The organism is Streptomyces sp. NPDC059828 (assembly GCF_042731955.1).
GTDB lineage: Bacteria > Actinomycetota > Actinomycetes > Streptomycetales > Streptomycetaceae > Streptomyces.
In genome coordinates, this window is sequence record NZ_JBHWIW010000044.1 from 1 (window position 1) to 23,080 (window position 23,080).

Consider the following 23,080-nt stretch of genomic DNA (forward strand, 5'->3'; position numbering starts at 1 on the left):
AGCTGCTCCGAAGCCGTGTCACCATCACGACGACCCGTCACCGTGCCGTCCACCACCGACACCTCCGACAACAGCGTCACCTGCGGAACACCCAGCCGCTCCGCCAGCACCGCCGGAAGCACACCCATCGTGCCGTCCGTCGACGCCATCCCACACACGACCAGGTCAAACCCGGTCTCCTCAAGCGCCTTCGCCAGCACCAGCGACGTACCCATCACATCACTGCCATGCAGATCATCGTCCTCGACATGAACGGCCTTGTCCGCACCCATCGACAACGCCTTACGCAGCGCGTCCTTCGCATCCTCCGGACCCACGGTCAACACGGTGATCTCCGCACCATCCGACCCCTCCGCGATCTGAAGCGCCTGCTCCACCGCGTACTCGTCCAGCTCCGACAGCAGACCATCCACATCATCACGGTCAACGGTCAGGTCATCGGCGAAGTGCCGGTCACCAGTGGCATCAGGCACGTACTTCACACAGACAACGATCCTCAAGCTCACGCCGGCTCTCCTACTGCATCCGTCTTTTCCGTGGGTCCCCCGCACCGAAGCCAAGGGGGTCCTGCCTTGTGCAGGCAGCATAGGCGCCCGAAGGCGGGGTTTCCGGTCAGGACGACCGATGCCCCGTACGTCATATTACTCGCCAGTACATAGCGGCCCGCGGCAATGAGCAAGCGCTTGGAACTGTGACCTTGACAACGCTGTGTAACCGGGATTTCCCGGCCTCCTGAAGCGTTGAATCAGTCCCCCAGGGTATGGAAGCGCCCCTGGTGGTAGACCAGGGGGCGGCCCGCCCCGTCGGGATCCCCGGCGACCGCCTCCGCGATCACGATGCAGTGGTCCCCCGCGGGCACGCGGGCCACGACCCGGCAGACCAGCCAGGCGAGCACTCCGTCGATGACCGGCACGCCTTCGGGCCCGCTGTGCCAAGTGGTGGGCGGGGCAAAGCGGTCGGCGCCACTGCGCGCGAAAGTGGCGGCCAGCTCGCTCTGGTGCTCGCCGAGTATGTGCACGCCGATGTGCTCCGCCTGGGAGACCACGGGCCAGCTGGACGATGCCGTGCCGATGCCGAACGACACCAGCGGGGGCTCGGCGGCAACGGAGTTGAGCGACGTGGCCGTGAAGCCCACGGGGCGCTCACCCTGGGCGGCGGTGATCACCGCGACACCCGCGGCGTGCCGCCTGAAGACGGAGCGGAGCAGGTCGGGGGAAGCCAGGCGAGGAGTGCCGAGTCCGGGCAGTGCCATCATCGAGTCGTCCTTCTGCGTACGGGCGGGCGGTGGGGCGTCAGTTCCGTGGCTGCTGCTTCTCAGACAACCGGACAGCGCGCACTCACATGGCGGGCACAGTTCCCGCACAGCCGGCCTTGACGAAGGATGAGGGATGGCACCTCGTCAGACTGACGATTGCTGGCATGCACAGTCAAGTGACTTCCAGGAGATGGGAGAAGCGTCACGGCACGGTGGCCGGCGTCACAGCACCGCGCCGATGGCCGCGATGACATCGGCCTTTCGGGGCTGGCCCGACGCCCGGCGTACGATCCGGCCACTCGCGTCGAGCACCAGCACGGTGGGGGTGCGCACGATCTCCAGCGCCCGCACGAGCGCGATCCAGGCCTCGGCGTCGATCTCCACGTGGACGACCCCGTCGATCATGGCCGCCACGTCGGTGAGCGTACGGCGGGTCGCGCGGCAGGGCTGGCAGAACGCGCTGGAGAACTGGACCAGGGTCGCCCGCTCCCCCAGTTCCCTGCCCAGCTCGGCGGCGTCGAGCCGTAGCCCCGTCTGTCCGCTCGTCATCTCTTCTTTCTCCCGCTCGCTTCCACGCCTACCCGCAGCGCCGCGTCGGCCGCCGGCATTCCCGTCGGGTGACACGACGTGACGAGAATCTCGCCGTACGAGGCGCCACGGACTGGCCGATACGCCGCGCATAGTGCACGATCTGCCCAATGCCGAAAACCTACGGCTGCGTAACTTCCGCCGGGCGCACCCTCCCGGGGCACAGTGAAGGAAGGGTCTCCCCACCTATGGCAGAGCTTGTCTACCGGCCGGTCATCGGCGCCGCGGTCACCATGTTCAAGGCGCTCGACCTGAAGATCGACACCAAGGGGTCGGAGTACATTCCGCGCTCCGGCGGTGCGGTGCTGGTGAGCAATCACATCAGCTACCTGGACTTCATTTTCGCCGGCCTGGCTGCCCTGCCTCAGAAGCGCCTGGTGCGCTTCATGGCGAAGGACTCGGTCTTCCGGCACCGGGTCTCGGGGCCGCTGATGCGCGGAATGAAGCACATCCCCGTGGACCGGTCCCAGGGTGAGGCGGCGTACTCGCACGCACTGGACTCCCTGCGCGCGGGCGAGATCATCGGCGTCTTCCCCGAGGCCACGATCTCCCAGTCGTTCACGCTGAAGAGCTTCAAGTCGGGTGCGGCCCGACTCGCACAGGAGGCCGGTGTCCCCCTGATCCCGATGGCCGTGTGGGGCACACAGCGACTGTGGACCAAGGGGCAGCCCAAGAACCTCAAGCGCAGCCACATCCCGGTGACGATAAGGGTCGGCGAGCCCGTGACGGCACCCCGTGACCAGTACGCCGGGGCCATCACCCGCCGTCTGCGCGAGAGGGTGCAGGATCTCCTGGAGGCGGCACAGCGCTCCTACCCCGTGCGTCCCAAGGACGGGAACGACACCTGGTGGGTGCCTGCCCACCTCGGCGGCACGGCACCCACCCCGGCCGAGGTACGCGAAGCGGGCTGAACCCGCTCCGGCGCATGCCGCTCCGGTGTGCGCCACCTCTGCGTGCGTCACTTCTGTGTACGTCACTTCTGTGTACGTCACTTCTGGTGCGTGTCACTCCGGTGTGCGGACGGTGATCCGTGCACCGGGGGACAGCTTCTCCAGCATCCCGGCGAGCTCGGCGCCCGCGGCCTTGAGCTCTCCCGTCGCCATGGGCGGCAGCGCCTCCAGCAGGAACAGCGCGTTCACCGACTCCTCGGTGAGCCGGGTGCGCGGGCCCTGCCGCCAGTTCCAGCGCCGGCACGTGACACCTTCGTCGTCCGTCCAGACGACCTCACCGGCATCGGGGTGCTCCACCGCCTCGACCCCCTGCGCGACGGTCACGAAAGGCTCTTCGCCGGTGGCCCGGACCAGACGCATCCCGCCCCGGATCCGGTCCAGATCCTCACCGCCCACCGGGATCAGATGGGCCACGCTGATCGCGTTGTACACATCCACGAGCATGTTGATGCGTGGCAGACCGCCGTCGGCGAGGGCGCGCCGGGCGAGCGCCTCGGCTGAATTGCGCGTACGGGACGGCTTGGCGCCGAAGGCGGTGTAGGCGGTACGCCAGGCGGCGATATGCGGGTCCTCGTGCGGGGCACGGCCTCCGAGCCGCTCGGCGAGCCGGGCCGCGGCCTCGTCGAGCAGTGCCGAACTCGCCTCGCCGCTGGGTCCATTGACCAGACCGTGGGCCTCGACGGCGAGATGGGTGAAGCCGGGCACGAGGGTGCGGACCTCGTCCGACACGGTGAGCGAGAGAGTCATCGTCCGTCCTGTCTCACTTGTCTCAGCGCTTCGCAGCGCGGTGGAACGCGAGCGTTGCAGTCCACTATAAAGCACTCCTCAGTGCAGCTCATTCGACCCCTACACAGCGACTTGAACATGTTCAACAACACCCCTAAGCTCACGAGGGAAGGAAATGAACGCGTTCAAAGGGGGGCTGTGTGATGACGGCGCTGGTCAACGCAATAGTGATGCTCGGCATGCTGCTGGTCGTCCCCATGGGATTGCGGCTGATCGACGACCCCGTCCCCCACAGGCTGGCGCGTTTCTGGCCCTGGCTCGCCGCGCCCGGTGCGGTCGCTCTCTGGCTGCCGCGGGGACTCGTCAGCGCCTCGCTGGCCTCGCTGTACGCCGTCGGCACCCTGACCCTCGCCCTGGGCGCCCCGGCGCGGCTGCGGCGGACCCGCTCCCTGGCTCCCGCGGAGGTCGCGACCCTCACGGCGCTGGCCACCCCTGCGGTCGCGGGACTCGCGCTGGTGGCCGAGCGCTCCGGGCACCGGCTCTTCGGCTTCGACCTGGAGATCCTGGCCCTGACCGTGCCGCACTTCCACTTCGCGGGCTTCGCCGCCGCACTGGTGGCCGGACTCGTGGCCCGGGCCACACACGGTCCGCTGAGCCGCTTCTCCGCGCTCAGCGTCCCTTTCGGAACCCTGCTCGTGCTGGCCGGATACTTCGTGAACGACACGGCCGAGCTGGCCGGGGCGCTCGTGCTGACCGCCGGGATGTGGGCCGTCGCCGTGCTGACCTGGCGTGAGATCCGCCCGGGAAGCGGGCGGCTGAACCGTGCCCTGCTCGGCGTTTCGGCGGTCTCCCTGGCCGCGACCATGCTGCTGGCACTGAGCTGGGCGATCGGTGAGGTCACGGGGCTGCCGCACCCCAGCCTGACCTGGATGGCGGCGACCCACGGCATCGGCAACGCCCTGGGGTTCGCGCTGTGTTCCGTACTCGCCTGGCTGCGGCTCGGCCGTCCGCCGGGGGCCCGGCAGGACGCCCCGGTCCCACTCGTCAGCGCCTGACATCCGCAACGATCCACGACCGTCCACGACCGAGGAGCGCCCCATGGACACCACGCCCCGTCTGAGCTACACCGAGGTCGGCGCCACCCGCCTCGGCAGCCTTCCCGACGGTTACCAGCACCTCCACCACCGTGCCGCCGTCGGCCATGGCCGCCCGGCCTTCGAGGCCGCGGGCGACGCGGTCACCGGCTGGGGGATGCACCGCGCTTCGGGAGCCCGGGTCACGGCCGACTCACCGCGAGCGGAGCCCGGCGCGGTCGTCGAGGTGGCCCTCGGCATAGGCCCGTTGCGCTTCTGCGCGCCCTGTCAGGTCATCTGGGCCGAGCACGGCCCCGACCGCTCGGGGTTCGCCTACGGCACCCGCGCCGGACACCCCGAGCAGGGTGAGGAGTCCTTCGTGGTCGAACTGGCCGCGGACGGCACCGTGTGGTTCACGGTGACGGCGTTCTCCCGGCCGGCGAGTTGGTACACCCGGCTCGCGGGCCCGCTGGTGCCCCTGCTCCAGCGGCTGTACGCCCGCAGGCTCGGCCGGACGCTGCGGGGCATCGCCGCCCGGGCCTGAGGAGAACACCGAGGGCCGTCCGGCAACGCACCGCCGAACGGCCCTCGACGTGATGACCGGAGAGCCTGGGGAGGCCCCGCGCATGTGACCCGCGGACTCATCCCCGAAGACCGCCCGGACAGGGATCCGGCCCTCAGCGGGCCATCTCCTCCTTCAGCGCCAGCAGGAAGGCGTCCACGTCGTCCTCCCTGGTGTCGAACGAGCACATCCAGCGGACATCGCCCGCCGCCTCGTCCCAGAAATAGAAGCGGAAGCGTTCCTGCAAACGCCGGCTCACCTCGTGCGGGAGGCGCGCGAAGACCGCGTTGGCCTGCACCGGGTAGAGGATCTCCACCCCGTCGACCGCCCGTACGCCCTCGGCCAGGCGCTGCGCCATGGCGTTGGCGTGCCGGGCGTTGCGCAGCCACAGGTCCTTGGCCAGCAGTGCCTCCAACTGCACCGAGACAAAACGCATCTTGGAGGCGAGCTGCATGGACAGCTTGCGCAGGTGCTTCATATGACTGACGGCGTCCGGGTTGAGGACCACCACGGCCTCGCCGAAGAGCATCCCGTTCTTCGTGCCGCCGTACGACAGGACGTCCACGCCGACCGCGTTGGTGAACGCGCGCATCGGCACGTCCAGCGAGGCCGCCGCGTTGGCTATCCGGGCACCGTCGAGGTGGACCTTCATCCCGAGGCCGTGCGCATGGTCCACGATCGCCCGGATCTCATCCACGGTGTAGACCGTGCCGAGCTCCGTGTTCTGGGTGATCGAGACGACCTGCGGCATGGCGCGGTGCTCGTCGTCCCAGCCGTACGCCTGCCGGTCGATCAGCTCGGGCGTGAGCTTTCCGTCGGGCGTCGGGACCGTCAGCAGCTTGAGGCCGCCCATCCGCTCGGGCGCGCCGCCCTCGTCCACGTTGATGTGCGCGGACTCGGCACAGATCACCGCGCCCCAGCGGTCCGTGAGCGCCTGGAGCGCGACGACGTTGGCGCCGGTGCCGTTGAACACCGGGAACGCTTCCGCGGACGAACCGAAGTGGCTGTGCATGATCCGCTGGAGGTGGTCCGTGTACTCGTCCTCGCCGTAGGAGACCTGGTGGCCTCCGTTGGCGAGGGTGAGCGCGGCCAGCACCTCGGGGTGCGCACCCGCGTAGTTGTCGCTGGCGAAGCCGCGTACCTCGGGGTCGTGATGCCGACGGGCATCCGTGGCCAGGTGCTTCGACTGGCTCACGGCTTGGGGGTCAGCCACAGACGCTGTCCATTCACTTCCTGGGCGGGCATGTCCCAGACCCCGGCAATGGCCTCGGCCAGTTCCTTGACGTCCGTGAAGCCCGCGAACTTCGCATTGGGGCGCTCCGCCCGCATGGCGTCGTGCACCAGTGCCTTGATCACCAGGATGGCAGCCGCGGCCTGCGGGCCCTCATCGCCCCCGGCCTTGCGGAAGGCATCGGCGAGCGCGAGGGTCCAGGCCTCGGCCGCGGCCTTCGACGCGGCGTAGGCGGCGTTGCCCTCGGTGGGCTTGGCCGAGCCCGACTGGCTGACCAGGACGAACCGGCCCCGGTCGCTGCGCCTGAGCGCCTCGTGGAACGCGAGGGAGGTGTGCTGGACCGTACGGATCAGCAGCTTCTCCAGGAGGTTCCAGTCGGAGAGCTCGGTCTCGGCGAAGGTGGCGCTGCCGCGCCAGCCGCCGACGAGGTGGACCAGACCGTCGACCCGGCCGAACTCCTTCTCCGTCTGGTTCGCCCACTCGCGGGTGGCGTTCAGGTCGAGCAGATCGACCGTGTCCCCGGTGACGGTCGCACCACCGTGCGCGTACCGGGCGGCGTCCACCGCCTCGGCGAGCCGCTCGGTGTCGGCGTCGGCGGCCACGACGACCGCTCCGGCCTCGGCGAGCCGCAGCAGGGTGGCGCGGCCTGCAGGCCCGGCCGCTCCCGCCACCGCGATCACGGCACCCTCCAGCGCCCCGTTGCCGTTCGATTTCATGGTGTCGGTCTCCTCGGTACGAAAGTTCACGCGGCAGCTCGCTCGGCGTTCTCCGCCGTGATCCCCTTGGTGGAGGCGATCACGTGCTTCAGCTTCTTGGAGAGCGCCTCAAAGAACATGCTGAGCGGAAACTCGTCCGGAAGCACGTCGTCGACCAGCTTGCGCGGCGGCTGCGACAGATCCAGGGCGTCGGGGCCCTTGGCCCAGCGGGAGCCGGGGTGCGGGGCGAGGTAGGTGGAGACCAGCTCGTAGGCCTTGAACCAGTGGACCAGCTTCGGGCGGTCGATGCCGTCCCGGTACAGCTGCTCGATGTCACCGCAGAGCTGGTTGGTGACCTCGGGAGCCCTCTCCCAGTCGATGCGCAGCTTGTTGTCGGTCCAGCGGATGACGTCGTGCTTGTGGAGGTACGCGAAGAGCAGCTGGCCGCCCAGACCGTCGTAGTTGCGCACACGGTCGCCCGAGAGCGGGAAGCGGAACATACGGTCGAAGAGCACCGCGTACTGCACGTCGCGGCCGTGCTCGTTGCCCTCGGCGTCGAGCTTCACGGCCTCCTTGAAGGCGGTGAGGTCGCAGCGCAGCTCCTCCAGGCCGTACATCCAGAACGGCTGGCGCTGCTTGATCATGAACGGGTCGAAGGGCAGGTCGCCGTGGCTGTGGGTGCGGTCGTGGATCATGTCCCACAGGACGAAGGCCTTCTCGCAGCGCTCCTGGTCGTGGACCATGGCGGCGATGTCCTCGGGCAGCTCCACACCGAGGATGTCGACGGCCGCGTCGGTGACCCGGCGGAAGCGGGCGGCCTCGCGGTCGCAGAAGATGCCACCCCAGCTGAAGCGCTCGGGGGCCTCGCGCACGGCGATGGTCTCGGGGAACAGCACGGCCGAATTGGTGTCGTACCCGGCGGTGAAGTCCTCGAAGGTGATGCCGCAGAACAGCGGGTTGTCGTAGCGGGTGGCCTCGAGCTCGGCGAGCCACTCCGGCCAGACCATGCGCAGCACGACCGCTTCGAGGTTGCGGTCCGGGTTTCCGTTCTGCGTGTACATGGGGAAGACGACCAGGTGCTGGAGGCCGTCCTGGCGGTCCGCGGCCGGCTGGAACGCCAGCAGCGAGTCAAGGAAGTCGGGCACCTCGAAGGCGCTGTCGGCCCACTTCTTCAGGTCGCCGACGAGCGCCGCGTGGTAGGCGGCGTCCTGCGGCAGCAGCGGGGAGAGCTCCTCGACCGCGGCGATGATCCGCTCGACGGCGAACTCGGCGGCGGCACGGACCGGGGCGCCCTCTGCGTCGAAGTCGATCGAGCCGTCCTTGGACTGCCAGGGCCGGATCTCCTCGACGGCATCCTTGAGCGTCCGCCAGGCCGGGTGCTCGATCACTCGTCCTGCGGTGGCTATTTCGCTACCGTTGGCGCTCTGCACAAGGATTTCCGTCATTTCACTTCCTCCACGGGAGAAACTCGCGTCAAGACAGCGTATACAAGCGTGTCTCCCGACGACAAGTGTGACCTTGGGAAATTATCCTGCCCCACCCCCGGGGCAGCCGCAGATTTTCCGGTCATCGACACATGGCGACACGATGATTGCGGCGAGTGAGAGCAGGGGCGGCTCAGGGGACTTCGATGCCCGGGCTCCACAGCCACGCCGACCACGGCGACCCGGATAGACGTTCCCCGATGGCCGGAATCCATGCCTGGACAGTCCGGGTGATGTTCGGCCGCCCGGGGATCGGATCCCGTCAAGCCCGGGAGGACTCGCCCACGCACGAGTGCACGACCGGTTACGCAACGCACGCGGGCTATTAGGCTGCGCCCAGGCCGTGCCGTAAGCGACCCGAGCCCGAGCCCGAACCATCGACGGAAGCGAGAAGATCTTGAGTTTCCTCACCATCGGTCATCGCGGGGTCATGGGTGTCGAACCGGAGAACACCCTCTGCTCCTTCGTCCGCGCCCAGCAGACGGGTATGGATGTCATCGAGCTCGATCTGCAACTGAGCAAGGACGGCGCCCTCGTCGTCATGCACGACGCGGACGTGGACCGCACGACCGACGGCACCGGGGCGGTCGCCGAGAAGACGCTCGCCGAGCTCCGGGAGCTCGACGCGGGGCGGGGCGAGCGCATCCCGGTCTTCGAGGAGGTCCTGGACGCCGTGCGCGCTCCCCTCCAGGCGGAGATCAAGGACGCCGCCGCGGCGCGGACGCTCGCCGAGGTGATGCTCAAGCGCGACCTCACCGAGCGCGTGGAGGTGTCGTCCTTCCACGACGAGGCGATCGCGGAGATCTCCTCGCTGGTGCCCGGGGTGCGCACGGTCCTGGTCGCCAGCCGCTGGGGTAGCGATGTGGTGGAGCGCGCACAGGCGGTGGGCGCCGCCACGCTCGCCCTGAACATCCGCAGGCTCACCCTGGAGACGGTGGAGCACGCGCACGGTGAGGGGCTCAAGGTCATCGGCTGGGTCGTGAACACCCAGCCCCATCTTCGCCTGGTGCGCGCACTGGAGCTGGACGGCGCGACCACGGACTACCCGGAGATCCGGCGGACGGGCCGTTTCACGGCCTGAGGCGCCCGCACCCGGTCAGCCGCGCCTCTCAGCCGAGGTCCTTCACCAGAAGTTCGAACTGGAGGTCGTCGCGCTTGGGCAGTCCGACGCGCTCGTTGCCGTACGGGAAGGGCGTCATCTTTCCCGTACGGCGGTAGCCACGCCGCTCGTACCAGGCGATGAGGTCCTCGCGTACCGATATCACCGTCATGTGCATCTCCCGTACCCCCCAGGCCTCCCGCGCACTGCGCTCCGCCTCGGCGATGATCTGCCGGCCGAGACCCGCGCCCTGGAGCTCGGGACGCACCGCGAACAGGCCGAAGTGGGCCGCGTCGCCACGGTGTTCCAGTTGGCAGCAGGCGATGGGCGACCCGTCCCGCTCCACGACCAGGATCCTGCTGCCCGTCTTGCTGATCACCGCCGCAACGCCCTCGGGATCGGTGCGCGGGCCGTCCAGGATGTCCGCCTCCGTGGTCCAGCCGACCCGGCTGCTGTCACCGCGGTACGCGGACTCGATGAGTGCGACCAGCTCGGGGACGTCGTCCTCGGTCCCGTCGCGGAAGGTCAGTCGTGCGGGCTTCTGCGTCGGTGCACTGTCCATGTGTCGAATCTCCGATCGCTCTCGCGCCGTCTACTGTGCTGACCATGATGCACGTGCTGAGTAGCCGCATCCTGCTGCGGCCGACGGATCCGGACCGGTCCCGGCGCTTCTACGAGGACGTACTCGGCCTCCAGATCTACCGGGAGTTCGGCACCGGACCCGAGCGCGGGACGGTGTACTTCCTCGGCGGCGGCTTCCTGGAGATCTCCGGGCGCTCCGACACCGCGCCCGCACCCGGTATCTCGCTCTGGCTCCAGGTATCGGACGCCAAGGCCGCCTACGGGCATGTCCTGTCACACGGCGCCACGGTCGAACAGCCGCCGCAGCGAGAGCCGTGGGGCCTGGTGGAGATGTGGGTGAGGGATCCGGACGGGGTGCGGATCGCCGTGGTCGAAGTACCCGACGACCATCCTCTGCGTTACCGGCCCTGACACCGGGCGCCGGTGCCGTGCCCCCGCGTACGCCTGTGCGCTCGCATGTGCGCGCGCACCCGGGGCATCACATCCCTCGACACCGTCGAGCGGGGAGGTGCCCGGTGCACGGTACGGCGTTCTCGGCCTGGTTACTCGTCGCGTTGTGCGCCGCGTCGGGCGCCTACTGCGTGCTCAGGATGCGCAGCAGCGCGGGCGAGGAGCGCGGGGCGGCGGGCGGCGAGGCGGCTATGGGTTTCGGGATGGCCGCGATGGCCCTGCCTGCCACGATCGTGCCACCGCCGTCGTGGGCCTGGCAGATCTACGCGGCCGTGTTCACGGCTACGGGGCTGCGGGGCCTGTGGGCACTCCGTCGGGCGGGCGGTGGCTCGCACCATCCGCATCATCTGGTGGGTTCGCTGGCCATGGTGTACATGGCGCTCACGATGGCACCCGGCACGGGGGCGCACACCGGGCACGCGGCGCACGCGGGCGCCGGGGGTGTCCCCCTGCTGACAGGGGTGCTGCTGGGGTACTTCGTGGTGTTCGTGCTGCGTTCCGGGGCGAGGTTGGTCCCAACGACGGCACCATCGGGAGCGGTGGCCCCGGCCTGGGGCGCACGGCCCGAGCTGGCGCTGGCCTGCCGGGTGTCGATGGGGGTGGCCATGGTGGCCATGCTGCTCACCGTCTGACGCGCCGACGGGTGCGACCGTGTCGTACATCACTTGGCGCCCGAGCCCATACCCGGCGGTAGTGCCGCGCTCATAGGCTGACTCCATGATGGTCTCGCTTGCGCTGCTCCTGCTCGGCGCACTGGCCGCCGTCCTGGCCCCGCGGCTGATGTCGCGGGCCGAGTGGCCGGAGCGCGAGCCTGTGGTGGCGCTGTGGGTGTGGCAGTGCGTGGTGGCGGCCGTGCTGCTGAGCTTCGCGCTCTCCATGACGTTCAGTGCCGCCGCGGCCTGGCAGGCCGTGCGGGGCCAGGTGTTCGCGCCCGCTCCGCATGCCGTGGTGGAGGCCTATGCGCTCGGGGCGCACGGCCCCTGGTCCGCGGTACTCGCGGTCGTACTGGCGTGCGGCGGGCTCTGGACGGGGGCGATGCTGGCCCAGGAGGTGTACCGGGCGCACGCCCGGCGCAACCGGCGCCGGGCCGAACTCCTCGTGCGCGCCCCTCTGTTGCCGGGAGAGGGCCCGGGCGGTGAGCCCTTGGTGCTGCTGGAGGGTGAGCGTCCCGACGCCTGGTGGCTTCCGGGTGCGGCGCCCCAACTGGTGGTCACCACCGCGGCGCTGCGGCGGCTGAAGGGCCGTCAGCTCGACGCGGTGCTCGCCCATGAGCAGGACCACGCCCGCGCGCGGCACGACTGGCTGCTGCACTGCTCGGCGGCGCTCGCCAACGGCTTCCCCCAGGTCCCGGTGTTCGCCGCGTTCCGGGACGAGATGCACCGGCTGGTGGAGCTGGCCGCGGACGATGCCGCGTCGCGCAGGTTCGGCCGGCTCACCATCGCCCTGGCGCTCGTGGAGCTGAACGAGCACCGGGGGGTGTTCGGTCCGTGCCCCGCTCCGGACGCCCAGCTGCCGCAGCGTGTCAACCGGCTGCTGGCACCTGTCCCCCGACTCACCGCGGGCCACCGGCTCCGTCTGACCGCGACGGCGGCGCTGGTGCCCGTCGTTCCGCTGCTCGTGGCATTCGTGCCCGGGCTGAGAGCGCTCGGATAGCTTAGGGCGGTCATTGTGGGCAAGGATCGGTCCCATGCAGCCTCCTGTCCGGCCCTCCCGCACGCGTACCCCCATCTCCGCCACCGCGCTCACGACCGCGGTGGCCGCCGCTCTGTCGCTGGTTCTGCTGGTGCTGGTCGCCACCGCCTGGACGCCGCTGCTGTCGCTGGACGTCGCGATCGCACGGGCGCTGCACCACTCGGCGCTCGCCGAGCCCGGCTTCACCGAGGTCAACCGGGTGCTCAGCAACTGGGTCTGGGATCCGTGGACGATACGCGCACTGCTGGCCGCGGCGGTCGTCCTGCTGCTGTGGCGCGGGGACTGGCTGCCCGCCCTGTGGGTGGCCGGCGCCAGTGCCCTGGGCACCCTGGTGCAGCAGTCGCTCAAGTCCGCGGTGGGCCGCGAGCGACCGCACTGGGAGCAGCCCCTGGACACCGCCCAGTACGCCGCCTTCCCGTCGGGGCATGCCATGACGGCGACGGTCGTCTGCGGGCTGGTGCTGTGGCTGCTCGGGCGGGAGGGCGTGGGGCCCCGCGTCTGGTGGGCCGCGGTCCTCGTCGCGGCCGTCTCCGTGCTGGGGGTGGGCTTCACCCGGCTCTATCTCGGGGTGCACTGGTTCACGGACGTGGTCGGCGGCTGGCTGCTCGGGATCTGTGTGGTGGGCCTGGCCATCACGTCGTACCAACGGTTCGGCGGCGGCGGGTCCGGGACGCCGGGACCCGGCGCGCGGAGATGAGACATCCGACCGGACCGGGCGATCCCCCGCGTCGCCCGGTCGGGCCAGTCACCGCCGCTGACCAGGTACGCAGCCATAGCGCGGCGATTCGCGCCGAGTATATTGGCTGGAAGCCAGTCAACGCAGGAGTCAAGCATGTCCCCGCGGCGCGCATCGGTCAATGAAGAACTGCGGCGGCGTTCCCGTGAGCGCCTCTTGCAGGCCACCGTGGACCTCGTGGGGGAACGCGGTTACGAGGCGACGACCCTGGGCGACATCACCGACCGTGCCGGATCGGCACGCGGCCTCGTCTCGTACTACTTCGCGGGCAAGCGGCAGCTCTTCCAGTCGGCGGTGCACCGGTTGATGCACCTCACGCTCGAAGCCGCTCTGGAGCGCGAGCCCCGTACGGACGACGGCAACGAACGCCTTGCGCGCGCGATCGACGCGGTGCTCGGCCTCGCCCTGGACCGGCCGGTGCTGATGCGGGCGCACATGGCGGGGATACTCCAGGCGGAGGGGTTCGTCCGGTGCCCTGAGCAGCAGCGGCTGGAGTTCCTGCTGCGCGGCACCCTCGAGCGTTACGGCTCCCCCGACGTGGACGCCGAGTACCCGCTGCTGCGGGCGCTGCTGATGGGCGCCGTGTTCGCGGTGGTGGTGCCCGGGGCGCAGCTGCCGCTGGAGCGGCTGCGGGCCGAGCTGTTCCTGCGGTACGGGCTGGACTGGGAGCTCGGCCGTGATTGAGAGGCCCCACCCTCCGGGCGCACGGTGCCACTGCTCCAACACGGCCCATGCGTCCCGCCGGGCGGAGAGCCGCCCGGCGGGACGCGTGGGGTTCCGCTGGTACCCGCCGATGTGGCCGGCCGGTCGGCTCAGTCGCGGTCGAAGTAGTCCGGCTGGGTCTGGACATTGAGCTCGTGCAGCCGGACCCGCTTCGCGGGGTCGGTACGGCGGTCGTCGAGTCTCAGCACATCGAGGCCCTTGGCGATGTCGTTGGAGTAGATATGGCCGTTGTAGTAGTACGCCGACCATGAACCACCCGTGGTGAGGGTGTCGGTGGACAGCGGACCACGCTCGAAGTAGGCGATCTCCCTGGGCTTGGCGGAGTTGGTGAACTCCCATACCGAGACGCCGCCCTGGTACCAGGCCTGGACCATGATGTCGCGGCCCTTGACCGGGATCAGCGAGCCGTTGTGGGCCACGCAGTTCTCGGTGCTCGCCTGGTGGCGGTCGATCTTGAAGTAGCTGCGGAAGACGAGTTTGCGTTTGTCGCCCTTGCCGACGATGTCGTAGATGCCGTCGGCGCCGCGGTTCGGTCCGGTCGCCTCGTTGCAGGTGGCGCCCACGCCGCCGCCGAGCTCGTCGGTGAAGACGACCTTGTCGGCGCGCTGGTTGAACGTCGCCGAGTGCCAGAACGCGAAGCTGACGTTGTCCTGGACCTGGTCGATGACCTTGGGATGCTCGGGATCCCTGATGTCGAAGAGGATGCCGTCACCCATGCAGGCGCCCGCCGCGAGGTCCTTCGACGGCAGCACGGTGATGTCATGGCACCCCGTCGTCTTCGAGACACCGGGGTTCGTCGGGCCTCCCGGGTTGCCACCGCCGTCCGGGCCCTCACCGGGGAAGAGCACCGGGAAGTTGACGACCGCCGCCTTCTCGGGGGCCTTGCGCGGCACCTTGATGACGGAGATTCCGTCATGCGGGGGCTGGCAGTCGGGGAAGGCCGCGTTCGGCGAGTACGAGGAGACGTACACGTAGACGTTGCGGCGCTCGGGCACCAGGGTGTGGGTGTGTGAGCCGCACGCGGTCTCCACGGCGGCGACGTACTTCGGGTTGCGCTTGTCGCTGATGTCGAAGATCTTCATGCCCTCCCAGGAGGATTTCTCGCTCGCGGGCTGCGTGGTGCTGCTGCACGAGTTGTCGCTGCGCGAGGAGTCGGTGGAGAGGAAGAGCAGGTCGCCCGAGACGGAGACGTCGTTCTGGGAGCCGGGGCACAGCACCTGAGCGACGGTCTTCGGGGCCTTCGGGTTGCGGATGTCGAAGATCCGGAATCCGTCGTAGTTGCCGGCGAAGGCGTATCCGTCCTGGAAGGCCAGATCGGAGTTGGTGCCCTGGAGGGCCTCCTTGGGGATGTTGACGAGCGGTTCGAGGTTGTCGCTGTGGACGATCTCGTCCACTCCGGGTATCTCACCGTTCGCCACGGCCGACTTGGCGGCGGCGCGATCGGCCGCGGACACCGCCTCCTGGTGCGGGGCGCCCCCGGGGTCGGGGATGGCTGCCGCCGGTCCGGCCGTCAGCAGCGTGGCGAGCATCCCGGCCGCGGCTGCCGCCACGACCGTGCGTCTGCGCCGCGGCATGCGGGTGGTGTGCAACGAGAACACTGGGACCTCCCTTTGCTCCGTTGTCTCCGTAATCCCCGTTCGGTATTGAACGGTTCACGGATCCCCGGGCAGTATCACCCTTTGCATGTCCATTCCAATAGGGGCCATCAGCGCCGTCATGCAGGAATGTGATCACTTGGCCAGGTAAGCGAGCTCTTCTGATCATCAACGTGCCGTGTATCGCAGGAGGTTGCCGTGTTGCCGCTCCGTAGATCCCGCCGGTTCCCCCGCATTGCAGCGACCCTGGTGGGCGCCGTACTCGCTCTGAGCGCCTGCGATTCAGGAGCTGGGGCGGAGAAGACGCAGTCCGCGAACGACGGCGGTGCGCCTCTGGTGGTCGCGCCGGGCAAACCCGGCGAGCCGGCGCGGACGTTGTCGGCCGACGAGGCACGCAAGGCAGCACCTGACAACCACCCGAACACGGCGGATCTCGACTACGCACAGATGATGATCGTCCATCACCGCCAGGCACTGCAGATGACCGCGCTCGTGCCGGGCCGTGCGTCCGGCGCCCGGCTCAAGGGGCTCGCGGCACGGATCGACGCGGCCCAGCGGCCCGAGATCGACGCCATGGAAGCGTGGCTGAAAGGCAGCACCGGAGGGACGGGCGGAGGCCGACACGGCTCCCATGGCCAGAGCGCTCACGATCACGGCGCGATGCCGGGTATGGCGACCGCGGCCCAGCTCGCAGAGCTGAGAGCGGCCCACGGCGCAGCGTTCGACACGCTCTTCCTGAAGCTGATGATCACCCATCACGAGGGGGCGGTCACCATGGCGGCCGATGTGCTCTCCCAGGGCCGGAACGTCCAGATGGAGGAGATGGCGAGCGAGGTGATCGCCCAGCAGACCGCGGAGATCAGCCGTATGCGCGCGATGTGAGTCTCCCCGGGCGCCGATTCGGGTGCCATGCTGGAGACACCCCTGCGGGAAGGAGCGCGGTCGTGCTTCGAGTCGCCGTCGTCGGTTCAGGTCCGAGCGGGGTGTACACCGCTCAGGCTCTTGTCCAGCAGACCCTGGTCCCGGACATCCATGTGGATGTACTCGACCGTCTCCCCTGCCCCTACGGGCTGGTGAGGTACGGAGTCGCACCCGACCACGAGAAGATCAAGTCCCTCCAGAACAACCTGCGGACGGTGCTGGAGGACGAGCGGATCGGCTTCATCGGCAATGTCGAGGTGGGCGCCAGGGGCCTGTCGCCCGCGCGGCTGCTCGACGCGTACCACGCCGTCGTGTACTGCGTCGGCGCGGCGCGGGACCGCAGGCTCGGAGTGCCGGGCGAGGACCTGCCGGGCAGCCACTCGGCCACCGACTTCGTCTCCTGGTACAGCGCACACCCCGACTCGTCGGATCCCGGCTTCGCGCTCGGCACCGTACGTTCGGCCGTGGTCCTCGGGGTCGGCAACGTCGCCGTCGATGTCACCAGGATCCTTGCCCGCGGCGCCGCCGAGCTCCGTCCCACCGACGTGCCGAGCGCGGCGCTGCGCGCGCTCGCCGCCAGTGGGGTGCGCGAGGTGCACATGATCGGCAGACGGGGCCCCTCACAGGGGAAGTTCACCACCAAGGAGCTGCGGGAGCTGGGCGGTCTGCCTCAGGCGGCGGTGGAAGTCGAACCGTCGGATCTGGCACTCGACCCCGCATACGCGGACCCCTCGGCGCTGCCGGCGGTGAACCGGCGCAATGTCGAGGTGGTCCGCGGTTGGGCGGCCGACATGTCAGCCGGAGCAACTCCCGCACGTGCGAGGCACATTCGGCTGCGCTTCTACCTGCGCCCGGTAGAACTGCTGGCGGGCGGGGACGGCCGGGTCGCCGGTGTGCGATGCGAGCGGACGGAGCCGGACGGCACGGGCGGAGTACGGGGCACCGGGACGTTCGAGGACATCGAGGCACAGCTGGTGCTGCGGGCGGTCGGCTATCGCGGAGTGCCGCTGGAGGGGCTGCCGTTCGACCGTACGCATGGAACGGTCCCCCATCAGGCCGGGCGCGTGCTGCGCGACGGCGCACCGTCACCCGGCGAATACGTGGCCGGGTGGATCAAGCGGGGGCCCACCGGGGTGATCGGCACCAACCGGCCGTGCGCCAAGGAGACGGTGGCCTCGCTACTCGAGGACACCGGCGAACTGTCGGCACGTCCGCTGACCACTGAACCCCTCGACATGCTGCGCGGTCTGGGACACGAGCCGGTCGAGTGGCCGGGCTGGCTGGCCATCGAGGACGCGGAAGCCGCGCTGGGGCGCTCCCTCGGCAGGCGCTCGGTGAAGATCCCCGACTGGCGGGGGCTGCTGGAGGCGGCACGGAGCGCGGGCACGGCCCGCACCGGCGGCTTGAGCACCGTACGCGAACACGGTGGTGCGATGCCGGCCGCTCCGGGCATCGCACCACCGTGAGTTCTCAGGCGCCGCGCGGTTGAACGGTCGATCGACTACTCGACGACGAGCTCGACCCGGATGTTGCCGCGCGTCGCCTTGGAGTAGGGGCAGACCTGGTGGGCCTGCTCGACGAGCTTCTCGCCGGTCGCACCTTCGAGAGCCTCGGGCAGCTCGATCCGGAGCACCACCGCGAGTCCGAAGCCACCGTCGGCCTCGTCCTTGCCGATGCCGACCTCGGCCGTCACCGAGATCTCGCTGGTGTCGACCTTCGCCTGCCGACCGACGAGCCCGAGGGCGCTCGAGAAGCACGCCGCGTACCCAGCAGCGAAGAGCTGCTCCGGATTGGTGCCCTCGCCATTGCCTCCCAGCGCCGGCGGCATGGCCAGCGGCAGGTCCAGGCGGCCGTCGGAGCTGACGGCACGACCCTCGCGGCCGTTGGCGGTGGCGACGGCGGTGTACAGCGCGTTCATGGCGATCATCCCTCTGTCGACGGGCCGGACCCCTGGTGGCCGAACCGCATGACCATTACTACAGCACACAATTAAGTTGTGCACAACTCAATAGCCCGAATGCGGGTATCCTGAACCCATGACCACGACACCGGACGCCGCCCGCAGCACGGAGATCCTCCGGCTCGACCGGCAGATCTGCTTCTCCCTGCACGCGGCCTCGCGCGCGTTCAACGGCGTCTACCGGGAGGTGCTGAAGGACCTCGGTCTCACCTATCCCCAGTACCTGGTGATGCTGGTGCTCTGGGAGCACGGGGAGCAGCCGGTGAAGGCGATCGGATCCCGGCTGCGCCTGGACTCCGGCACGCTGTCCCCGCTTCTCAAGCGGCTCGAGGCGATCGACTGCGTGGAGCGCCGCCGCAGCACCGAGGACGAGCGCTCGGTGACCGTGCGCCCGACCCCGAAAGGCACGGCCCTGCGCGAGCGGGCCGCGCTGATCCCGCGCCGGATCGCCGTGGCCACTGGGCTCAGCCTGGAGGAGCTGGGCGACCTCCAGGAGCGGCTCGCGGCGTTGACCGCCAAGCTCGACGGGGCCGATCTGGAGCTGACGGCCCACGATCCGGCGGTCGGCTGCGCGGGCGGCCCCGGCAGCCTGGACTGACGCTCGCCCGGCCGCTGTGACCTGCGGCGACGGACGCTTCCTGGGGCACTGTCGGCGGTCGGGTGCAGACTGGCCCGTATCCGCGACAACGGCGTCATGGAGGTGTCGGTGATGAACGACGTGCTGCTCGCTGTGGGCACCCGGAAAGGGCTCTTCCTCGGCCGCAGGCGCGTCGGCGGGTGGGAGCTCGACGGCCCGCACTTCAACGCACAGGCCGTGTACTCGATCGGCATTGACACCCGCCGCCCCGCTCCCCGGCTGCTCGTCGGGGCCGACAGCGCCCACTGGGGCCCTTCCGTGTTCCACTCCGACGACCTCGGTGCCACCTGGACCGAACCGGCGAAGCCCGCGGTGAAGTTCCCCAAGGACACCGGCGCCTCTCTGGAGCGCGTCTGGCAGCTGCATCCGGCGGGCCCCGTGGCACCGGACGTGGTCTACGCGGGGACCGAGCCGGCGGCGCTGTTCCGTTCAGAAGACGCCGGTGAGACCTTCGAACTGGTCCGCCCGCTGTGGGAGCACCCCACCCGATCGCAGTGGGTTCCCGGAGGGGGCGGGGAGGCCGTGCACACCGTGATCACCGATCAGCGGGACGCGGACTCCGTCACCGTCGCGGTCTCCACGGCGGGGGTGTTCCGCAGCCGTGACGGCGGTGCCAGCTGGACGCCCTCCAACCAGGGGGTGTCCGCGGTCTTCCTCCCTGATCCCCACCCCGAGTTCGGCCAGTGCGTCCACAAGATCGCGCAGGACGCCGGGAACCCCGACCGGCTCTACCTTCAGAACCACTGGGGCGTCTACCGCAGCGACGACGCGGGCGCCCACTGGACCGACATCGGCGAGGGGCTGCCGTCGGACTTCGGCTTCACGGTCACCGCCCACCCGCACCGCGCCGATGTGGCCTATGTCTTCCCGATCAACGCCGACGCGGACCGTGTCCCGGCCGGGCGCCGGTGCCGGGTCTACCGCACGGACGACGCGGGCAGCAGCTGGGAGCCCCTCGCCGCCGGGCTCCCCGACGGCGACCACTACGGCACGGTGCTGCGCGACGCGATGTGCACGGACGGCGCGGACCCGGCAGGCGTCTACTTCGGCAACAGGAACGGGGAGTTGTATGCGAGCGCCGACGACGGGGACAGCTGGCAGCAGCTCGCCTCACATCTGCCGGACGTGCTCTGCGTGCGTGCGGCCGTGCTCGGCTGACGCGTTCAGGGCAGGCGCCAGTCCACCGGCTGTGCCCCGAGGCCCACGAGGAGCTCGTTGACACGGCTGAAGGGCCGGGAACCGAAGAATCCGCGGTCCGCGGACATGGGAGAAGGGTGGGCCGACTCGATGGCCGGGAGGCCGTTCAGGAAGGGACGGAGATTGCGGGCGTCCCTGCCCCACAGCACCGACACCATGGGCTTGCCCCGGGCGACCAGCGCGCGGATGGCCTGTTCGGTCACTTCCTCCCAGCCCTTGCCGCGGTGCGCGCCAGGACTGCGGGGGGCCGTGGTCAGCGCCCTGTTGAGCAGCAGCACGCCCTGCTCGGTCCAGGGGGTCAGATCACCGTTGGAGGGTCGGGACAGGCCCAGGTCGGTGTTCATCTCCCGGAAGATGTTCTCCAGGCTGCCGGGCAGGTTCCGCACCTCGGGTGCGACCGCGAAGCTGTGCCCGATGGCCATGCCCGGGGTCGGATAGGGGTCCTGACCCACGATCAGCACCCGCACATCGTCGAACGGCTGCTGGAAAGCCCGCAGTACATGGGCACCTGCAGGCAGATAGGTCCGGCCCGCGGCGATCTCCGCGCGAAGGAAATCCCCCATCGCGGCGATGCGCTCGGCCACAGGGCCCAGCGCCTCCGCCCAGCCGGGCTCGACAAGTTCGTTCAACGGTCGTGCTGCCACGGCGCGTCACTCTACTGGTGCACGGAGTGTCTTTCGAATCCGGTCGTCTCATGGCTTCCCGGGGATAGGGTGACCCCGTCACTCCTCTCCCCCCACTCGCCCCGGAGCTGGTCCATGAAGTGGCGCAGCACCTCCGTCCCGCAGCGGCCGCGTGCGGTGTGTGTCCGGGGACAACGGTGACCAGGGTGCCCGGCCAGAGGCGATGGGTGCTGGGTGCCGACTCGGGCGGATCGGGGCTGCGGGTCGCGCTCGCACCGGTCGATGACCCTGGCCGCAGCGACACGCTCGTCTCGGGAGAGCCCGTCCGCACCGGCCCCGCCGGTATCGACGCGGCCATGCTGCTGGAGCGGCTGCTGCCGATGGCACACGCGCTGCTCGCGCGGGTGGGCGCGCCGGGACCGCAGGCGATCGCGATCGGGGCGGCCGGGATGGCAACCCTCGGGGACGAGTTGCGGGCCGCGCTTCCGGCAGCGCTGGAGTCCGAGTTCGGGACGAGCACCATGGCCTTCGCCGCTGACGCGGTGACCGCGTATGCCGGGGCACTCGGGCAGCGGCCGGGAGCCGTGGTCGCTGCGGGCACCGGGATGGTCGCGCTGGGGACCGATCTGTCCCGCTGGCGGCGGGCGGACGGCTGGGGGCATCTGCTCGGGGACTGCGGCAGCGGGGCGTGGATCGGACGGGCGGGCCTCGATGCGGCGCTGCGCGCGCACGACGGGCGCGTGGGCGGTTCGGCGGCGCTGCTGGCGCGGCTCGAGAAGTCGTTCGGGCCGCCCGACCGGCTGCCGGGGCTGCTGTATCCGCGCTCCGACCGCCCTGCTCTGCTGGCCTCCTTCGCTCCCGAGGTCGCCGCGTGCGCGGCGGAGGATCCGGTCGCCGCGCGCGTCCTCGCCGAAGCTGCCGGGCATATCGCGGCCGCGGCCGCGGCCGTTTGCCCGCCGTCCGGAGCCGGGGAGTGTGAAGTGTCCCTCACCGGAGGCTTGCTCAAGCTGGGCGAACCGTTGCTGGGCCCGCTCGCGGATGAGCTGTCCCGGCTGCTCCCGCATGCGCGGCGGGTCCCCGCCGCAGGCGACCCGCTGACCGGCGCCCTGGCGCTCGCCATCGCGCTGGCCACGGATCGGCTGATCATGCCCCGGGACGGGCGCATGCTCCACGTGACGATCAGCCGATGAAGCCCCACCCGCAGAACGGCGCAAATCGCCTATAGAGCTGCTTGAAAACCTATCGGGCATAAGCGGATGGACGGTACTCGACCGCCCCCTCCCCGAACAGCCGCCGGGGCAAAACCAGTAGCATGCGGCGCCATGAGCTCCCCCACTGGGCCAGCATCCGGCCTGCCAGTACGAATGCCGCGACCCCGCCAGTCCGGGCGGCACCGCCGCCCGGAGCCCGTGGTGGCCCCCGAGGGCGCGCCCGCTCTCGTCCTCGCGGTGCCCGGCACCCCTTCTGCCGCGATACGCAGCCTCGCCGAGGAAGTCATCAGCATTGCCCGCTCCGAGCTGCCGGGTCTCGATGCCGTCATCGGCTACCTCGACGGTGACGACGCCGAGTACCCCACGCTGGGGAGCGTGCTTGCCGGGACAGCCGCCCTGCGGACCGAACGGTATGAGCTGGCCAGGGCAGCCGGCCGTGAGGTCGCGGAGCCGGAAGGTCCCGCATCCGTCGTGGTGCCGCTGCTCGCGGGCCCGGACAGCGCCCTGACCCGCCGCATCCGCCAAGCGGTCATGGACAGCCGGGGAACCGCGGAGCTGACCGACGTACTCGGTCCGCACCCGCTGCTCGCCGAGGCGCTGCACGTCCGGCTGTCCGAGGCAGGGCTCGCACGCGCCGACCGGGCGCGTCTGTTCACCGTCGCGACGGCCGCCGACGGCATCGTCCTGGCCACGGTCGGCGGCGACGAGGCCGTACAGGCCGCGGGCATCACGGGCATGCTGCTGGCCGCCCGGCTCGCCGTGCCCGTGATGGCCGCAGCACTGGACCGCGAAGGCGCGATCGCGGCGACAGCCGACGAGCTGCGTGCTTCCGGCTCGGTGCAGCTCGCCGTCGCTCCGTACCTGGTCGGTCCCGAACTGCCGGTCGGCCTGCTGGCCGCCGCAGCCGCCGAGGCGGGCTGCGCAGCGGCCGAGCCGCTGGGCGCGTACCCGGCGATCGGGCGGCTGGTGCTGTCCCAGTACACGAGCACGCTGGGCATCCCGATGCAGCCGCCGGGTGCTCAGACCCACTGACCCGGACATCCCCGCGAAGGGCCCGCACCGCGCGGTGCGGGCCCTTCGCGTACGCGCC

The 23,080-nt window shown here is 70.2% G+C and carries 26 protein-coding genes; 15 read left to right on the forward strand and 11 right to left on the reverse strand.

Going from position 1 to position 23,080, the window contains the following annotated elements; all coding sequences use genetic code 11:
• The 3 genes from ACFV6V_RS23820 to ACFV6V_RS23830 all read right to left on the reverse strand — a co-directional run.
• The coding region (locus ACFV6V_RS23820; RefSeq protein WP_385568394.1) for an electron transfer flavoprotein subunit beta/FixA family protein at positions 1 to 506 on the reverse strand (506 nt) is incomplete at its 3' end.
• A 239-nt stretch (positions 507 to 745) separates the two neighbouring features.
• The gene (locus ACFV6V_RS23825; RefSeq protein ID WP_385568397.1) at positions 746 to 1,255 is read right to left on the reverse strand and encodes a flavin reductase family protein; all 510 of its coding nucleotides are present in this window, start codon (positions 1,253 to 1,255) and stop codon (positions 746 to 748) included.
• 222 nt (positions 1,256 to 1,477) lie between these two features.
• Complete coding sequence (locus tag ACFV6V_RS23830; protein WP_385568399.1) at positions 1,478 to 1,804, reverse strand: TlpA family protein disulfide reductase; 327 nt, start codon at positions 1,802 to 1,804, stop codon at positions 1,478 to 1,480.
• Between the two features lie 227 nt (positions 1,805 to 2,031).
• On the opposite strand from ACFV6V_RS23830, the gene ACFV6V_RS23835 reads away from it, so the two are divergent.
• On the forward strand, positions 2,032 to 2,754 hold the full coding sequence (locus ACFV6V_RS23835) for a lysophospholipid acyltransferase family protein (protein WP_385568402.1): 723 nt from the start codon (positions 2,032 to 2,034) through the stop codon (positions 2,752 to 2,754).
• Between the two features lie 93 nt (positions 2,755 to 2,847).
• Here the strand turns inward: ACFV6V_RS23835 and ACFV6V_RS23840 are convergent, their stop codons facing one another.
• Positions 2,848 to 3,540, reverse strand: coding sequence for a B3/4 domain-containing protein (locus ACFV6V_RS23840; protein WP_385568405.1), 693 nt, complete (start codon positions 3,538 to 3,540; stop codon positions 2,848 to 2,850).
• A gap of 182 nt (positions 3,541 to 3,722) precedes the next feature.
• On the opposite strand from ACFV6V_RS23840, the gene ACFV6V_RS23845 reads away from it, so the two are divergent.
• Positions 3,723 to 4,574, forward strand: a complete 852-nt coding sequence (locus tag ACFV6V_RS23845; protein WP_385568407.1) for a YndJ family protein — start codon at positions 3,723 to 3,725, stop codon at positions 4,572 to 4,574.
• 43 nt (positions 4,575 to 4,617) lie between these two features.
• Positions 4,618 to 5,136: a DUF1990 family protein gene (locus ACFV6V_RS23850; protein ID WP_385568410.1), complete on the forward strand. Its 519-nt coding sequence runs from the start codon at positions 4,618 to 4,620 to the stop codon at positions 5,134 to 5,136.
• 133 nt (positions 5,137 to 5,269) lie between these two features.
• Here the strand turns inward: ACFV6V_RS23850 and ACFV6V_RS23855 are convergent, their stop codons facing one another.
• From ACFV6V_RS23855 to ACFV6V_RS23865, 3 genes are read right to left on the reverse strand one after another with little or no spacing between them, the layout of a single operon-like run.
• On the reverse strand, positions 5,270 to 6,331 hold the full coding sequence (locus tag ACFV6V_RS23855) for a threonine aldolase family protein (protein ID WP_385568521.1): 1,062 nt from the start codon (positions 6,329 to 6,331) through the stop codon (positions 5,270 to 5,272).
• 14 nt (positions 6,332 to 6,345) lie between these two features.
• Positions 6,346 to 7,101, reverse strand: a complete 756-nt coding sequence (locus tag ACFV6V_RS23860) for an SDR family NAD(P)-dependent oxidoreductase (RefSeq protein WP_385568412.1) — start codon at positions 7,099 to 7,101, stop codon at positions 6,346 to 6,348.
• A gap of 26 nt (positions 7,102 to 7,127) precedes the next feature.
• Positions 7,128 to 8,525, reverse strand: coding sequence for a DUF6421 family protein (locus tag ACFV6V_RS23865; protein WP_385568415.1), 1,398 nt, complete (start codon positions 8,523 to 8,525; stop codon positions 7,128 to 7,130).
• Between the two features lie 436 nt (positions 8,526 to 8,961).
• Here ACFV6V_RS23865 and ACFV6V_RS23870 point away from each other — a divergent pair, with 436 nt between their 5' ends.
• A complete protein-coding gene (locus ACFV6V_RS23870) occupies positions 8,962 to 9,645 on the forward strand; it encodes a glycerophosphodiester phosphodiesterase (protein WP_385568417.1) in 684 nt (227 codons plus the stop codon).
• A 28-nt stretch (positions 9,646 to 9,673) separates the two neighbouring features.
• Here the strand turns inward: ACFV6V_RS23870 and ACFV6V_RS23875 are convergent, their stop codons facing one another.
• Positions 9,674 to 10,225, reverse strand: coding sequence for a GNAT family N-acetyltransferase (locus ACFV6V_RS23875; protein WP_385568420.1), 552 nt, complete (start codon positions 10,223 to 10,225; stop codon positions 9,674 to 9,676).
• Between the two features lie 44 nt (positions 10,226 to 10,269).
• On the opposite strand from ACFV6V_RS23875, the gene ACFV6V_RS23880 reads away from it, so the two are divergent.
• The 5 genes from ACFV6V_RS23880 (at position 10,270) to ACFV6V_RS23900 (ending at position 13,807) form a co-directional block, all read left to right on the forward strand.
• Entirely contained in the window at positions 10,270 to 10,656 is a 387-nt protein-coding gene (locus ACFV6V_RS23880; RefSeq protein ID WP_385568422.1) for a VOC family protein, read from the forward strand.
• 104 nt (positions 10,657 to 10,760) lie between these two features.
• Positions 10,761 to 11,327 (forward strand): DUF5134 domain-containing protein, encoded by a 567-nt coding sequence (locus ACFV6V_RS23885; RefSeq protein ID WP_385568425.1) that lies wholly within the window; start codon positions 10,761 to 10,763, stop codon positions 11,325 to 11,327.
• 85 nt (positions 11,328 to 11,412) lie between these two features.
• Complete coding sequence (locus ACFV6V_RS23890) at positions 11,413 to 12,348, forward strand: M56 family metallopeptidase (RefSeq protein WP_385568427.1); 936 nt, start codon at positions 11,413 to 11,415, stop codon at positions 12,346 to 12,348.
• A 34-nt stretch (positions 12,349 to 12,382) separates the two neighbouring features.
• Entirely contained in the window at positions 12,383 to 13,084 is a 702-nt protein-coding gene (locus ACFV6V_RS23895; protein ID WP_385568430.1) for a phosphatase PAP2 family protein, read from the forward strand.
• A gap of 135 nt (positions 13,085 to 13,219) precedes the next feature.
• A complete protein-coding gene (locus ACFV6V_RS23900; protein ID WP_385568432.1) occupies positions 13,220 to 13,807 on the forward strand; it encodes a TetR/AcrR family transcriptional regulator in 588 nt (195 codons plus the stop codon).
• A 128-nt stretch (positions 13,808 to 13,935) separates the two neighbouring features.
• Here the strand turns inward: ACFV6V_RS23900 and ACFV6V_RS23905 are convergent, their stop codons facing one another.
• Positions 13,936 to 15,420: an LVIVD repeat-containing protein gene (locus tag ACFV6V_RS23905; protein ID WP_385568524.1), complete on the reverse strand. Its 1,485-nt coding sequence runs from the start codon at positions 15,418 to 15,420 to the stop codon at positions 13,936 to 13,938.
• A gap of 219 nt (positions 15,421 to 15,639) precedes the next feature.
• Between ACFV6V_RS23905 and ACFV6V_RS23910 the strand changes: the two genes are divergently transcribed.
• Both ACFV6V_RS23910 and ACFV6V_RS23915 read left to right on the forward strand, forming a co-directional pair.
• Complete coding sequence (locus tag ACFV6V_RS23910) at positions 15,640 to 16,323, forward strand: DUF305 domain-containing protein (RefSeq protein ID WP_385568435.1); 684 nt, start codon at positions 15,640 to 15,642, stop codon at positions 16,321 to 16,323.
• A gap of 62 nt (positions 16,324 to 16,385) precedes the next feature.
• Positions 16,386 to 17,828, forward strand: coding sequence for an FAD-dependent oxidoreductase (locus ACFV6V_RS23915; RefSeq protein ID WP_385568437.1), 1,443 nt, complete (start codon positions 16,386 to 16,388; stop codon positions 17,826 to 17,828).
• 35 nt (positions 17,829 to 17,863) lie between these two features.
• Here the strand turns inward: ACFV6V_RS23915 and ACFV6V_RS23920 are convergent, their stop codons facing one another.
• Positions 17,864 to 18,280 (reverse strand): organic hydroperoxide resistance protein, encoded by a 417-nt coding sequence (locus ACFV6V_RS23920; protein WP_385568439.1) that lies wholly within the window; start codon positions 18,278 to 18,280, stop codon positions 17,864 to 17,866.
• Between the two features lie 118 nt (positions 18,281 to 18,398).
• Here ACFV6V_RS23920 and ACFV6V_RS23925 point away from each other — a divergent pair, with 118 nt between their 5' ends.
• Together ACFV6V_RS23925 and ACFV6V_RS23930 are read left to right on the forward strand one after the other, a co-directional pair.
• Positions 18,399 to 18,920 carry a MarR family winged helix-turn-helix transcriptional regulator gene (locus ACFV6V_RS23925; protein WP_385568442.1) on the forward strand — a complete coding sequence of 174 codons (522 nt, stop codon included), beginning with the start codon at positions 18,399 to 18,401 and terminating at the stop codon, positions 18,918 to 18,920.
• Between the two features lie 111 nt (positions 18,921 to 19,031).
• On the forward strand, positions 19,032 to 20,117 hold the full coding sequence (locus ACFV6V_RS23930) for a WD40/YVTN/BNR-like repeat-containing protein (RefSeq protein ID WP_385568526.1): 1,086 nt from the start codon (positions 19,032 to 19,034) through the stop codon (positions 20,115 to 20,117).
• A 5-nt stretch (positions 20,118 to 20,122) separates the two neighbouring features.
• Here ACFV6V_RS23930 and ACFV6V_RS23935 read toward each other — a convergent pair whose 3' ends face one another.
• Positions 20,123 to 20,800: a uracil-DNA glycosylase gene (locus tag ACFV6V_RS23935; RefSeq protein ID WP_385568445.1), complete on the reverse strand. Its 678-nt coding sequence runs from the start codon at positions 20,798 to 20,800 to the stop codon at positions 20,123 to 20,125.
• Positions 20,801 to 20,985: 185 nt separating this feature from the next.
• Here ACFV6V_RS23935 and ACFV6V_RS23940 point away from each other — a divergent pair, with 185 nt between their 5' ends.
• Together ACFV6V_RS23940 and ACFV6V_RS23945 are read left to right on the forward strand one after the other, a co-directional pair.
• Positions 20,986 to 21,969 carry an N-acetylglucosamine kinase gene (locus ACFV6V_RS23940; protein WP_385568447.1) on the forward strand — a complete coding sequence of 328 codons (984 nt, stop codon included), beginning with the start codon at positions 20,986 to 20,988 and terminating at the stop codon, positions 21,967 to 21,969.
• 132 nt (positions 21,970 to 22,101) lie between these two features.
• Positions 22,102 to 23,022 carry a sirohydrochlorin chelatase gene (locus tag ACFV6V_RS23945; protein WP_385568449.1) on the forward strand — a complete coding sequence of 307 codons (921 nt, stop codon included), beginning with the start codon at positions 22,102 to 22,104 and terminating at the stop codon, positions 23,020 to 23,022.
• Positions 23,023 to 23,080 lie beyond the last annotated feature (58 nt).